Below are 14,006 nucleotides of genomic sequence, written 5' to 3' on the forward strand. Positions count from 1 at the left end.
TCTTCTTAAATAAAATTTAACCGGACAACAATGATTTTGAATTCAAAAACAATTTTACATCCCTGCCCACCGAAATAAAATGAAGATGGGAAACCACAAACAAGGGGCAGCTTTTACTTATTACATAAGGGTTTTAGCCTGTTAGCTGAATAATAAAAAGCAGTTTAATCCTGCAAAGAAGTGGAATGATGTACCGTTTTTTCGTTTCTATATTTTGAATCACTATTGTCCGGGAAATAAAAAGATTAATGGCTAAAGCCTCTATGTGACGCGGGTTTTTTATTATTATAGCCCCCAGCTTAAGCTGGGGGTTTTGAAGAAAGTGGTAACGGGCAGATCGAAAAAAACAAACAGCCACATAATATGATATGCATTTAACCTGACTTGCGCCATTTCTTTTAATTGACCTTTTCCAAAGTTTGGAACTTTGAAAAAGTTTTAACTTATCATTCAAATACCGGGTAGGTTATTTTTCTCACTTCGCCATTGAAGCATCGCGCCAGCGAAGCCGTTGTTTGCGACAGCGCCACCATCAACGGACGTTTGTTTTCCCCTATTTTCACATCGGCAGCCATTAGCTGCAAAAGTTCGGCCTTGTGTTCTTTTCGCAGCATATAATCCCCCGGGTACTTTTCTTCTATTTCGCAAACAATTTCATCCACCCACGGGCGGTAGGGTTCCATAATATCATCGGCCAGGCAAAAGGCATTGTACCGGTTGCGGTGATGAATACCCAGCGTGGCAAGCAGTCCGGAACCAGCCAGCGCACGGGCAACAGCCGAGCGCAAAAGAATATACCCGTAGTTCAGGTACATATTGGGTGGATTACCGTAGCGGTCGCGAATAAATTGTTTACCAAACAGGGCATTCCAGTACAAACGGGCAGCAAAACCTTCGCGATTGTCGCTGTCGTCGCTTTTCACCGTCCGGGCCAGATTTTTTAGTTGCCGGCCCTGCAACCCCTGTTTTTCGAGCAACCTGGCCTGGTTTTTTATTTTTGCTTCTATGGTTTGTTTCCACAGGTTTTTTTTCAGCGGTTCCGATGCGTTGATCTGCGCCCTGAACAATTCATTCTGAATATGATGGGCATCGAGCGGCAAAAGCATTGCTGAAGGCAGATGTTTACTGTCACAAAATACCACTGCTACATTGTTTTGGTTTAGCTGTTCAATTAATTTCATGGTAATGGAAATCTGCTGATTTTCCAGCACCACAAAACCAATATCCTCAACGGGGGCTTTTTTAAGGACCTCTCCTGATTTTTCGGATATTACCAGTTGCCGGTTTTTAAGTGAAAGGTGGTAAGGGTTCGAAAGAAACAAAGTTCGTTTTAGCATGATGGTTTTTGTATTCAGACCTTCAAAGTTTGCGAAACCTTGAAGGTCTTTGTTACATTTGCTCAATAACATAAAGAACTCAATTTTTACATCTTATCACAATAAGGCTATATGCCGAAGGATATTAAGTCCTGTACTCCCGCTTCGGTGGGAGTTTTTTTTTGAGGGGACAGGGGACTTTCCAAAGTCCCTGAATGCATTCAAAAAAAACTGCTTAAAATTGACCATCCGTTTTAAATCTTTGAGTTGGAAACTCAAAGTCCCGACTTGTTTGTTATTTTTGCCCCGAAAATTAACAGGATTGGAATGACCATAGAAAAAGAGATTCAACGTCGTCGCACATTTGGAATTGTAAGCCACCCCGATGCCGGTAAAACCACACTCACCGAAAAACTGCTGTTGTTTGGAGGTGCCATTCATGTGGCAGGTGCCGTAAAAAGCAACAAAATTAAAAAAGGTGCCACTTCCGACTTCATGGAAATTGAGCGGCAGCGCGGAATCTCGGTTGCCACTTCGGTGATGGGGTTCGAATACAATGGCTATAAAGTTAACATCCTCGATACCCCCGGTCACCAGGATTTCCAGGAAGATACATTCCGGACACTCACCGCGGTTGACAGTGTAATTATCGTTATTGATGCCGCAAAAGGTGTGGAGCCGCAAACCGAAAAACTGATGAACGTGTGCCGGATGCGCAAAACGCCGGTCATCGTGTTTATCAATAAAATGGACCGCCCTGCTCAGGACTCTTTCACGCTGCTCGATGAAATTGAGCACCAGCTGAAAATTCAGGTTTGCCCGTTGAGCTGGCCCATTAACAATGGCCCCGATTTCAAAGGGGTTTACAATATTTACACCAAAAGCCTGAAACTGTTTGACCCGAGTATTCAGGAAATCGAAGAAGGCCTTCAGTTTGAAAATGTCTCCAGTCCTGAACTGGAAAACCATATTGGCGACGATGCCGAAACGCTGCGCGAAGAGCTGGAGCTGGTGGAAGGTGTTTACCCGGAATTCAACCGGCAAAGTTACCTCGAAGGAAATCTTGCCCCGGTATTTTTTGGCAGTGCCCTTTATAACTTTGGCGTGGACGAACTGCTTCATGCGTTCCTTGAAATTGCACCAACGCCGCAACCTTCAACAGCGGAAGAACGCGAGGTGAAACCCGATGAAAAAAACTTCACCGGCTTTATTTTTAAGATTCACGCCAACATCGATCCCAACCACCGCAGCCGTATTGCTTTTGCCAAGGTTTGTTCGGGTGAATTTACCCGAAACAAAGTGTACACCCACACACGGCTGGGAAAAAATATCCGGATATCGAGCCCAACAGCTTTTATGGCCGAGCAGAAAGAAATTATTGAAAAAGCCTACCCGGGCGATATTATCGGAATTCCCGACAACGGCAGTTTTATCATTGGCGATACCGTAACCGACGGTGAGAAAATCCATTTTAAAGGGCTGCCCAGTTTCTCCCCTGAAATGTTCCGCTACATTGAAAATGCAAACCCCATGAAATCAAAGCAATTGAACAAAGGAATCGATCACCTGATGGATGAAGGGGTGGCCCAACTGTTTACCAGCCAGTTTAACGGCCGTAAAATTATTGGCACAGTGGGGCAGTTGCAGTTCGAAGTTATCCAGTTCAGGCTGGAACACGAGTACGGTGCCCAATGCCGGTTCGAACCGCTTCAAATGCACAAAGCCTGCTGGATTGAATCGGATAAACCGGAAACGCTTGTTGAGTTTAAAAAACGAAAACACCAGAAAATGGCCAAAGACAAATGGGGGCGCGATGTGTTTATGGCCGATTCTCCGTTCATCCTGCAAATGGCACAGGACGAATTTAAAGACATTAAGTTTCATTTTACTTCGGAGTTTTAATTTTTACCATAAATTTGCCTGTCATGGTTATTCTTGAAACTTTTTACGACAGCTCCTTATTTACTTACGTGGTGCTGCCGTTGCTCATTTTCATGGCAAGGGTTACCGATGTTACAATCGGTACCATCCGCATCGTAATGATTTCGAAAGGAGCTAAAAAATGGGCACCGTTTTTGGGCTTTTTTGAAATTTTTATCTGGCTGCTGGCCATGACCAAAATCTTTCAAAACCTGGACAACTGGCTTTGCTATTTTGCCTATGCCGGCGGTTTTGCAACAGGAAACTACATTGGGCTGCTCATTGAAGAAAAACTCGCAGTGGGCATTGTAAAAATTCAGATTATAACCCGCAAAAATGCGGATAAACTAATTGAAAACCTGAAAGAAGCCGGATATGGGATAACACACCACGCGGCCCAGGGAAGCAATGATTTTGTCAGCATAATTTACAGTATTATAAAACGCCAAGAAATCGGGAAAGTGGAAAAAATAATAAAAGCAACCAATCCCCAGGCGTTCTATTCTGTTGAAGACGTGAAAACAGTGAGTCATCTAATCTATCCCATTAAAAAGGGATCGCGACCGTGGAGAAAAGGAAAATAATTTGTAACCGATCAATTAAATTTAATTATTAACAAAACCCGAAAGGGTAAAAAATTACAATCAAATGAAAAAGAATCTTATTTCAGTTTTTTTAATCAGTTTTTTAATGGTTTTCTCAACCCAAACTTTTGCACAAAAAGACAACAAGTTAACACGGAAAGAGAAAAAAAACGGCTGGGAGTTGTTGTTCAACGGTAAAAATTTTAATGGATGGCGCCAGTATGCCGGCGAAACCATGCCTGACAACTGGACCATAGAAGACGGTGCCATGAAGGTTTTTACGGGTGAAGGAAAACAACCGGGACAAGGCGCAGGGGGCGACATCATATTCAGCGATGAGCAATTCAAAAACTTCGAATTATCAATCGACTGGAAAGCAGGCGACATGGCCAATTCCGGAATTTTCTACTACGTGAAGGAAGAGCCGGGAAAACCCATCTACTACGCGGCACCGGAAATCCAGGTACTCGACAACGAAAATGCCACCGACAACAAAATCGACAGCCACCTTGCCGGTTCACTGTACGATATGATTGCTGCCGACCCGTCAACCGTAAATCCGGCCGGTGAGTGGAACACCTGTGTCATTAAAGTGAACGATGGCAAAGCAACCGTTTCAATGAACGGTACCAAAGTAGTGGAATACACCCACTGGACCGACGAATGGGATGAGCTGGTAGAAAACAGCAAATTCAAAAATTTCCCGGGTTTCACTGAAGGAATTGCAAAAAAAGGTTATATCGGATTGCAGGACCACGGCTATACCGTTTGGTTCAAAAACATAAAAATCAGGGAACTGTAGGATTGTCCGGAAAGAAATTGAAAAAGCCTGCCTGGCATGTGAAGAATTTTCACAAAAGCCGGCAGGCTTTTTTTATCATCTCATAATCGCCGTTTACAGAGCCTGCACCACACAATTTTATTAATTTTGCAAAAATTTTATAAAATAAATATCCAATGAATAAAATATTACTTTCTCTTCTGGTTGCCATTTTAATGGTTGCCGTTTCGTGTACGCAAAAAGAAACAGCAGAAACTGATTACACACAATTTGTGGATCCGTATATTGGCAGCGATTACCACGGACATGTTTTTGTAGGTGCCAATGTTCCGTTTGGCATGGTTCAGCTGGGACCAAATAACAAAACACAAGGCTGGGACTGGTGTTCGGGGTATCATTATTCCGATTCCATTCTCATTGGATTTGCACACACCCACCTCAGCGGCACAGGAATCGGCGACCTCGGCGATATCGTTTTCATGCCGGTTTCAGATGCTTACGATCCGGAAGTGGATGCTGATTCCGCCTACAACTGGAAATCAACTTACTCGCACGACAGGGAGACGGTAGAGCCCGGATTTTACAGCCTGCACATCGATCGTTACAACATCGATGCTGAACTCACAACCAGCGAACGCGTAGGATTTCATAAATACAATTTTAATGACGGTGGAAATTCACACCTGATTATCGACTTGCAATACGGCACAGGATGGGACATGTTAACCGATGGTGCCCTGGAGCAGGTGGATGAATTTACAGTGAAGGGACAGCGTTTTTCACGAGGGTGGGCCAACGATCAGCGGGTTTTCTTTTACACCACATTTTCAAAAGAAATTTCTGATTTCAGAATTCTGAAAGAAAATGAAAAGCAAGGTACAGTTACGGCCCTCATCGAATTTGAAGGAAATGGTGAGCTGCTGGCCAAAACAGCACTTTCTCCCGTGAGCACCGACGGTGCCAAAGCCAACCTCACCGCCGAAATCGACCACTGGAATTTTGCGCAGGTACAAAAGGGGGCAAAAGAAAAGTGGAATGATGAACTTTCGAAATTAAATATTGAAACAGAAAACGCAGCCGATAAGCGCACGTTTTATACCGCGTTTTATCACACCATGATTGCCCCGTCGCTGTTTAACGATGTAAACGGCAAATATCGCGGAGCCGACAGGGAAATTCATGAAAATGCCGGACACGAAACCTACACCACTTTTTCGTTGTGGGACACCTACCGGGCTGCCCACCCGCTGTTTACGCTGGTTCAGCAGGAGCGGGTAAACGATTTTATCAACTCCATGCTCGACATTTACAAGCAGCAGGGGAAACTTCCCATCTGGCACCTTCACGGAAACGAAACCAATACCATGGTGGGCTACTCAGCCGTTCCTGTTATTGCCGATGCCTACTTTAAAGGATTTCGCGGTTTTGATACTGAGCTGGCTTTTGAAGCCATGAAAACTTCGGCTCTGTTAGATGAACGCGGACTGGACTTTATAAAATCCCGGGGTTTTATTCCTGCCGATTCGCAGGTTGAATCAGTGGCGAGGGCAATGGAATATGCCATCAGCGACTGGGCCATTGCGGCCATGGCAAAGGATATGGGCAAAACCGAAGAGGCAGAACGCTTTTCAAAAAGAGCCAAATATTACCAGAACTATTTTGATGAATCCACCGGGTTTATGCGCGGAAAAATGAGTGATGAAAGCTGGCGATCGCCGTTTAACCCCATTTCGTCGCAGCACCGGGAAGACGACTATTGCGAAGGAAATGCCTGGCAGTACACCTGGCTGGTTCCGCACGATGTGGAAGGCCTGATTGAACTGTTTGGTAGCGAAGAGGCTTTTACAACCAAGCTCGACAGCCTGTTCTCCATTGAATCCATAAAAGTGGAAGGTGCATCTGCAGATATTTCCGGACTAATCGGCCAGTACGCCCACGGTAACGAGCCGAGCCACCACACCACTTATCTTTACGCCTATGCCGGTCAGCAGTGGAAAACAGCTGAAAAGGTACGCGAAATCTGCACTACCATGTACCACGACCAGCCCGATGGCTTGTGTGGCAACGAAGACTGCGGGCAAATGTCGGCCTGGTATGTTTTATCATCCATGGGATTTTATCCTGTGAATCCTTCAAATGGAGCCTATGTTTTTGGAAGCCCGCTTTTCGATGAAGTGGTCATTGATTTGCCTGAAGACAAAACATTTACCATTGTTGCAGAAAATAACAGCAAACAAAATATTTACATTCAGTCGGTTGAATTAAATGGCGAGCCTTACGAAAAAACATTTATTACACACGATGCAATTATGAATGGAGGAACACTGACTTTCCACATGGGCAGCGAACCCAATCCGGAACTTGGGAAAGCACCTGAAAACAGGCCAAAGTCGGTTGTTTACTAATTTTAAATACAGAATAATAAATAGCTGCGTTTATTTGCGGGAAAACAACAAAACATTCATCAATTGAAATTTATACACCGACAGGCATTTAAAAGCATTAAACCAGGCACTAACAGGTATTTTTTTATTAAACCCAGCGGGTTTACATGTTTATAGAAAGTGGAAGAATTGCGACCCCGGGGTCGACCCCTGTACCTCACAAATTTATTTCTACAAACATTTGATGCCTCCGGCATCTTTCCATATTTACAAAATGCCTAATTCAATTTAATTATTTTGTTAAAATAAAATCCATTCTGAATCAACGTGATGGATTTTTTGTAATATTTACAAATTGTATTAAACATTTGGGCAATATATCAATCATTTTTAGTACAATTGTGTCAATATTACACAATATCAATACTATTCAAATCTGATTAAATTATGCAAAAAAGAGAATTTCTAAAAAAACTGGGGCTGCTCACAGCGGGCGGTGCCATTGCCGGCTCAATGCGACCGGCAGCTGCTTTGGGATTTAATAACTCAGCAGCAGCAAAAAAAGAGATCGGTTTGCAAATTTATTCGCTGGGAAGAGAGCTTACCGAAGACGTTCCCAGCGGATTGAAAAGAATTGCTGACATCGGTTACAGCACCATTGAACTGGCTGGTTACCGCAACCGGAAGATGGGAGATTACACACCGGAAGAATACCGCAAACTGTCCGAAGATGCGGGCCTGAAAATTACCGGCTCGCATGTGAATCCTCCGGTACGCAAAATCACTAAAGCAAATTTAGGTGAAGTGGCTGATTTCTGGAAAATTGCCGTTGAAGACCACGTGAAGTTCGGGGTTAAAACGCTGGTGCAGCCCATGATGCCGGCCATCGAAAACCACGATGATGTGGCAGTTGTTTGCGAGTCGTTTAACAAAGCCGGCGAAATTGCAAAAAATGCCGGAATAAAATGGGGCTACCATAACCACCACATGGAGTTTGAACGCATTGCCACCGAAGAGCAAAAAGTTAGTCAAAACAATCCGTGGATGCCGGTTGGTGACGTGATTTATGACCTGTTCCTGAACGGAACAGATCCCGGCAAAGTTTTCTTTGAAATGGATGTGTACTGGACGGTGATGGGCTCGAACGATCCGCTGGAATACTTCGAAAAATATCCGGGCAGGTTTCCGGTGCTGCACATTAAAGACCGTTCAGTTCTTGGCCAGTCGGGAATGATGAATTTCCCGAATATTTTCAAAAAAGCTTACGAAAACGGGCTGGATGAATATTACGTTGAACTGGAAGGGATCAGGGATCCGGACATGACACAATTCCAGGGCGTGAAGGAATGTTTTGATTATTTGAACAATGCGCCGTTTGTGGTTTAATAGTAATTCAATATAAAAACGGGGGCAAAATTTTGTCCCCGTTTTACATGCTGTATTATATTTCCATTTTTAGTACTTATTCCGCCCGCGATATTAAAAATGAATATTTATAATGATCATCCAGCAGACGGTATTTATCCAGCGGCTTTAATCCCCAACTGTTGTTACCACCTACGCCACGCTGTTTGTAATCTACCTGAACAGTATAAAAAGGCATTTTTTGCAACTGGTAGTTATGCGTTGAACTTTCAACCATAGCAGGCAGGTATGGCGAAGCAGTAACATCAACTTCCGGTAATCCCGTAATTTTAATTCCTTTCCCTTTGTCATTCGTAAAAGTTACCCAGCGCACATCGGTTTTGTTGCCGGTTTCCTGCGGGAAAATATACGGGTAAACCTGATCTTTTATTAACCCTTCATAAATTCCAAAGGCGGCACCAGTCTTCCGATCCTGGTAAGTTTCGTGCGGTCCGCGGCCATACCATTCCATTTGGCTAAAAGTTTCAGGTATTCTGAACTGAACACCAAACCGGGGCAGTTCGGGAGCTTCCATTTCCACATTCATGCTGCAATCCACTTTTACTACGCCCGATTTGTAGACCGTGTAAGTTGTTTCATGCGGAATGGCAAAAACCGGAAGTTCAGCGGTAACAGTCACCTGCACACTGTCGCCGTTTACATTTGCCGCAACCAGTTTTTTAATCCTTCGGAATTCCGAAGCCGTTCTCCATGCACCTGAAGACACTTCGAAACCGTGCCCCAAATCGTTATCAACCGGCACCCTCCAAAAGTTTGGCATAACCGGAGAGGTTAGCATCTCTTCTCCATCATAACTGAGGCTTTTCAGCTCACCCTTTTCAGCATCGAAAATCGCCTGAAAATCATGCCCGTTGATTACAATTTCCTCCTCATTTTTCTCAAACTTCAACTCCCTGCCCGATTTCATTTCTTCTGAAACAGTGAATGGTGCTTCCTGCAAACTGAACTGATCCCAGGCAATTATATGGCCTGCTTTTGCCCAAAGTTCGTCATTCCTTAAAGAAAAAATCACTTTTAAAAAGTAATCATTCCCGTCTTTTAAATCTGTTTGAAAAGGAATATTCACAACACCTGTTTCGCCCGGCTCAATATCGGGTGAATCAATATTTCCGGATTCAACTATTTCTCCATCTTCCAGTAATTCCCAACTTGTGGCAAATTCATTGGTATTTATAAACCTGAATTTGTTATGAACCTGCATTTCAACGTTTTCAACATCAATTAGTTTTGATGAAATATTCTGATACACTTTTTTCACCTCGTACAACGAAGGATTGGGCACACGGTCGGGTGAAACCAACCCGTTAATGCAGAAGTTATCGTCGTTGGGTTTGTCGCCAAAATCGCCACCGTAAGCAAAAAATTCAATGCCGTTTTCAGTTTTATGCCGCAATCCCTGGTCCACCCAGTCCCAGATAAACCCGCCAATTAGAGCCGGATATTTTTCAATGGCATCCCAGTATTCCTGCAGGTTGCCCACCGAATTTCCCATGGCATGTGCATATTCGTTCATCAAAAACGGACGGTCGGGTTTTTCCTGTGCGCGATTAATAATCCACTCCGGAGTTGGGTAGGTTTGGCTGTCCATGTCGGCGGCGGCGTTCATCTGACGGTAGTGAATATTTCTGGTAGGATCAAGTTCCCGGATTCGATCCGCCATTTTATAAAAATTGTCGCCATGCCCGGCTTCATTTCCCAGCGACCAGGTTACTATGCTCGGATGATTCCGGTCGCGCAGCACCATTCGTTCGGCGCGCGTCACCACTGCTCCCGTCCAGTGGGGGTCGCTGCCCGGAAGCAGGTTCTTCCCGTACGAAATTCCATGCGATTCCACGTTGGCTTCGTCAAAAACATACAATCCGTACTCGTCGCACAACTCGTACCACAACGGCTGATTGGGATAATGCGAACAACGCACTGCATTTACGTTGTACTGTTTCATCAGCAGAATATCCTCCACCATACCCTGGCGGGTAACAGCCCTGCCATAATCGGGATGGTGCTCGTGGCGGTTCACGCCTTTAAAAAGAATGGATTTGCCGTTCACGAAAAACTCCCCTCCCCTGATTTCCACTTCGCGGAATCCAAAATGGGAACCTGCTTTTTCAACAATATTTCCATTTTCGTCAATCAATTCAAAAACAGCGGTATATAAATTTGGTGTTTCTGCTGTCCAAAGTTTTGGATTGCGAACGATCCGGTTCAGGTAAACCGGAATTTCCTGACTGGCATCCACATCTACCCGCTCGTTCAGCGTAAACAGTGCATTTTCAAAGTTACCTTTCTCAAAAACCGAAGCTTTTAGTTGAAGGCCTTCCAAATTTTCAACGTTGTAGTTTTTAATGTCAACCCTGATATTCAGGTCTGCATGACGATAATTATCATCCAAATCAGTTGTAATGAAGAAATCGCGGATAGTCGTTTTGGGTTTAGCCATTAGGTAAACATCGCGGTAGATTCCACTCAGCCGCCACATATCCTGGTCTTCGAGGTAGCTGCCGTCGCTCCAGCGATACACCTCGGCAGCGAGCACATTTTCTCCCTCCTGCAAATAATCGGTAATATTAAACTCAGCGGGTGTCATGCTTCCCTGGCTGTAGCCTACTTTCCGGCCATTCACCCACAAATAAAACGCACTTTTCACACCTTCAAAATGAATGAAAATTTCTTTGCCATCCCATTTTTCAGGAATCGAAAATGTGCGCCGGTATGACCCCACGGGATTATTGTCGTGCTGAATTTTGGGAGGATCAACCTTGAACGGATAAGTAACATTGGTGTAAATGGGTTTGCCGTAACCATGCAGTTGCCAGTTGGCCGGAACCGGAATTTCGTCCCAGTGCGAAACATCAACATCCGGTTTATAAAAATCCATTGGGCGATCGGCAGGTTTGGGCGACCACTTAAATTTCCAGTTGCCGTTTAGCAGTTGTACAAACGGACTGGCGGCTTTGTCCAGGTTAATTTCAGAACTTTCCGTATCAATGGGCACGAAAGACGCATGCCCCGGCTCCTTATTGATTTCGAAAATTGTAGAATTCTCCCAGTCGTTTTGGGCAAAAACAGTTGTTGCAGCCCCGAGCAGCCCCGTCAAAAATATACTTTTCAGAATTGAAGATTTGAGCATGATGAATTGATTTACTGGTTTAATAATTGAATCTATTTCTGTTAACCTGACGAAAAATACAGGGTTTTAACCTATTTATTCCCCAAAAGAAAACAAACCGGCTAATATTCTCTGATTTCAATTTTCAAAACCTGCTTGGTTTCGGGCGTAATTTTGAACCGGTTATCGATGCGATGTCCCATCACCCAGACGATTTGCTGCCCGCTGCACAGCAGCCAGGTATTTTCTTTTTCGTGAAGCGGTAGTTTTTCATCGATAAAAAAATCGCTCAGCTTTTTGAAACCGGTCATTCCGAGCGGCTGAAAATAGTCGCCCTGTTTCCACCGGCGGATTAACAACGGAAAATCGAGTTGAGCGAAATCGAGGCAGGCCACATTGGGGTTTCTGCTAATTTCAAAATTCCGATTTTCGTTTGTTTCGATTGCCAGGTCAAACGGTTCAAACAATTCAATATCGTCTTTTTCGATGTAGTAAATTCGCTTTTCCTCTTTGGGAAGTTCGGTAACAAAAAGCTTTTCCCGGTCTTTAACAAGTCGGTGGGTAGGCGAATAAAACTGTTTTCCCGATTCATTTTCAAGGCTTTGAAAAACCTGGTCCGTTACTTTAGGATTAAAATTATAGCGGGTTAAAATTTCGTACAAGAGAAATTTTGGGAAAGGTGAATTCAGCAATGCGGAGATTTGAATTTCAATGTTCCCGTCACTGGTGGAAACCACATTTTTCTGCCACCTGTTCATGGAAAAAAAATACACTTCTTCAGTTTCCTTTAAATGTTCCATAGAGGCCAGCAGGTTTTTCTTGAATGCGGGGTTCAATTTCTGAAAAAGCGGCATAATTTCATGCCGGATAAAATTGCGCTGGAAAACCACTTCGCTGTTGGTGTGATCTTCCCTGAATTCGATAAAACTGGCGCGGGCAAAATCTTCAATTTCCTTGCGGTTGGCAAAGAGCAGCGGGCGGATTATATTCCCCGATTTTTCTTTTATGCCGGTTAAACCCCGGATTCCTGTTTTCCGCGACAGGTTGAGAAAAAAAGTTTCCAGCAAATCGTCCTGGTGATGGGCAGTGGCAATAAAATCGTATTGATTTTCAATCCTGATTTCCTCAAAGTATTCGTACCGCAGTTCGCGGGCAGCCATTTCAATGGAAATTCCATTCAATCGTGCGTGTTCTTCCGTTTCAAAAGTTTGAAAAAAGGCAGGTACACCATGTTGCAACACAGCTTCCCTGACGAATTGCTCATCCTGGTCAGAATCCTCACCGCGAAGCTGAAAATTGCAATGCACCACGCCGTAATTAAATCCCGATTTCTCAAATAAATTCAGCAACACCATGCTGTCGATTCCTCCACTGACAGCGAGCAGTACTTTTTGATGGGGTTCAAAAAGCTGTTTTTCGTTTATGAAATCAGTAAACCGGGACAGCATAAATTGGTTACTTTCAATTATTCAGTTTTGATAAAATTCGAGTCAACTCGTTACTTGAAATAGAGTCGGTTTCAGGTTTATCATAAACAGACAAAAGGTAAACAGTGTTGGTTATTTCATCGTAATGCATTTTTAATTTCACATGCGTAATTATTCTTAAACCGCCACTTTCCCCTTTTCCTTTGCTCTTTACAGCCAATCTTATTTTGTAAGAATTTTGGCCAATTGGAGTGCCTAATTTTGGATTTTGCAACAACTCATCATTTAGTTGCCGAAGTTCTGAATTCAGTGACTTGTATTTTTTAAGCAATTTTTTCGCCTCTTTGCTAAAATTGTTTGTTATGATAATTTCAGTTTTCATCCAGAAAACCGGTTAATGATTTGGGTTGTTTTTTTCCTTTTTTAATTGAATTTACTTCATCAACTGCTTCTTCCAACCCCGTAAGAACCTCAAGTTTATTTTTCATTTTTGAAAATCTGGACATGAAGTTTTCCCACTGTTTTATAGGCACAATAACAGCAGAATGATTCCCTTTTTCATCGATTACATAATTAATATCCATAATCAAATTTTTACTCAAATTTACGAATTCCTAAGTTTTCCTGTCAACGCTGCAATATTTAAAACTACCTCAACAGCTTTCAGCATGGAAGGTATTGGAATAAATTCATACGGCCCGTGAAAATTGTGGCCGCCGGCAAACACATTCGGGCAGGGCAATCCTTCGTACGAAAGCCGGGCCCCGTCGGTTCCGCCCCTGATAGCTTTAATAATTGGCGTTACACCGGCTTTTTTCATGGCCTCTTCAGCAATATCCACCACGTACATTACCGGCTCCACTTTTTGGCGCATGTTGTAGTACTGGTCCTCCATTTCAAATTTTACCAGTTCACGGCCCAGTTCGGTATTAACCACACCGATTATTTCTTTTAGCAGCTGCTTTTTATGCTCAAATTTTTTAGCATCGTGGTCGCGGATAAAATACAGCATTTCTGCCTTTTCCACATTCCCATTCAAAGAAAGCAGGTGATAAAACCCATC

The 14,006-nt window shown here is 43.5% G+C and carries 11 protein-coding genes; 5 read left to right on the forward strand and 6 right to left on the reverse strand.

Annotation, left to right across the window (positions count from 1 at the left end; all coding sequences use genetic code 11):
* Positions 1–446 precede the first annotated feature (446 nt).
* Positions 447–1,337: a type II CRISPR-associated endonuclease Cas1 gene (cas1, locus tag ACTCNA_RS15475; RefSeq protein ID WP_462948838.1), complete on the reverse strand. Its 891-nt coding sequence runs from the start codon at positions 1,335–1,337 to the stop codon at positions 447–449.
* Between the two features lie 246 nt (positions 1,338–1,583).
* Between cas1 and ACTCNA_RS15480 the strand changes: the two genes are divergently transcribed.
* From ACTCNA_RS15480 to ACTCNA_RS15500, 5 genes are all read left to right on the forward strand, one after another.
* Positions 1,584–3,218: a peptide chain release factor 3 gene (locus tag ACTCNA_RS15480; RefSeq protein WP_462948839.1), complete on the forward strand. Its 1,635-nt coding sequence runs from the start codon at positions 1,584–1,586 to the stop codon at positions 3,216–3,218.
* 23 nt (positions 3,219–3,241) lie between these two features.
* On the forward strand, positions 3,242–3,820 hold the full coding sequence (locus ACTCNA_RS15485; RefSeq protein ID WP_462948840.1) for a DUF2179 domain-containing protein: 579 nt from the start codon (positions 3,242–3,244) through the stop codon (positions 3,818–3,820).
* Between the two features lie 64 nt (positions 3,821–3,884).
* Positions 3,885–4,622, forward strand: a complete 738-nt coding sequence (locus ACTCNA_RS15490; RefSeq protein WP_462948841.1) for a 3-keto-disaccharide hydrolase — start codon at positions 3,885–3,887, stop codon at positions 4,620–4,622.
* Positions 4,623–4,777: 155 nt separating this feature from the next.
* Entirely contained in the window at positions 4,778–7,006 is a 2,229-nt protein-coding gene (locus ACTCNA_RS15495) for a GH92 family glycosyl hydrolase (protein WP_462948842.1), read from the forward strand.
* A 426-nt stretch (positions 7,007–7,432) separates the two neighbouring features.
* Positions 7,433–8,371 (forward strand): sugar phosphate isomerase/epimerase family protein, encoded by a 939-nt coding sequence (locus tag ACTCNA_RS15500; RefSeq protein ID WP_462948843.1) that lies wholly within the window; start codon positions 7,433–7,435, stop codon positions 8,369–8,371.
* 76 nt (positions 8,372–8,447) lie between these two features.
* Here the strand turns inward: ACTCNA_RS15500 and lacZ are convergent, their stop codons facing one another.
* The 5 genes from lacZ to ACTCNA_RS15525 all read right to left on the reverse strand — a co-directional run.
* Positions 8,448–11,537 carry a beta-galactosidase, LacZ type gene (gene lacZ / locus ACTCNA_RS15505; RefSeq protein WP_462948844.1) on the reverse strand — a complete coding sequence of 1,030 codons (3,090 nt, stop codon included), beginning with the start codon at positions 11,535–11,537 and terminating at the stop codon, positions 8,448–8,450.
* 101 nt (positions 11,538–11,638) lie between these two features.
* Complete coding sequence (gene tilS, locus ACTCNA_RS15510) at positions 11,639–12,964, reverse strand: tRNA lysidine(34) synthetase TilS (RefSeq protein ID WP_462948845.1); 1,326 nt, start codon at positions 12,962–12,964, stop codon at positions 11,639–11,641.
* A 13-nt stretch (positions 12,965–12,977) separates the two neighbouring features.
* The gene (locus ACTCNA_RS15515; RefSeq protein ID WP_462948846.1) at positions 12,978–13,325 is read right to left on the reverse strand and encodes a hypothetical protein; all 348 of its coding nucleotides are present in this window, start codon (positions 13,323–13,325) and stop codon (positions 12,978–12,980) included.
* Complete coding sequence (locus ACTCNA_RS15520; RefSeq protein WP_462948847.1) at positions 13,315–13,527, reverse strand: hypothetical protein; 213 nt, start codon at positions 13,525–13,527, stop codon at positions 13,315–13,317. Before ACTCNA_RS15520 ends, ACTCNA_RS15515 begins: the two co-directional genes overlap by 11 nt.
* A 20-nt stretch (positions 13,528–13,547) precedes the next feature.
* Positions 13,548–14,006 (reverse strand): M20/M25/M40 family metallo-hydrolase (locus ACTCNA_RS15525; RefSeq protein WP_462948848.1); only part of this gene is annotated, 459 nt, incomplete at its 5' end.

The sequence above is a fragment of the Tangfeifania sp. genome, assembly GCF_055108615.1.

Excerpts from the sequence above, each read along its gene's own strand:
- tilS (WP_462948845.1), bottom strand. The coding sequence starts at position 12,964 with ATGCTGTCCCGGTTTACTGATTTCATAAACGAAAAACAGCTTTTTGAA.
- ACTCNA_RS15485 (WP_462948840.1), top strand. The coding sequence starts at position 3,242 with ATGGTTATTCTTGAAACTTTTTACGACAGCTCCTTATTTACTTACGTG.
- ACTCNA_RS15500 (WP_462948843.1), top strand. The coding sequence starts at position 7,433 with ATGCAAAAAAGAGAATTTCTAAAAAAACTGGGGCTGCTCACAGCGGGC.
- ACTCNA_RS15495 (WP_462948842.1), top strand. The coding sequence starts at position 4,778 with ATGAATAAAATATTACTTTCTCTTCTGGTTGCCATTTTAATGGTTGCC.
- ACTCNA_RS15515 (WP_462948846.1), bottom strand. The coding sequence starts at position 13,325 with ATGAAAACTGAAATTATCATAACAAACAATTTTAGCAAAGAGGCGAAA.
- lacZ (WP_462948844.1), bottom strand. The coding sequence starts at position 11,537 with ATGCTCAAATCTTCAATTCTGAAAAGTATATTTTTGACGGGGCTGCTC.
- ACTCNA_RS15520 (WP_462948847.1), bottom strand. The coding sequence starts at position 13,527 with ATGGATATTAATTATGTAATCGATGAAAAAGGGAATCATTCTGCTGTT.
- ACTCNA_RS15490 (WP_462948841.1), top strand. The coding sequence starts at position 3,885 with ATGAAAAAGAATCTTATTTCAGTTTTTTTAATCAGTTTTTTAATGGTT.
- cas1 (WP_462948838.1), bottom strand. The coding sequence starts at position 1,337 with ATGCTAAAACGAACTTTGTTTCTTTCGAACCCTTACCACCTTTCACTT.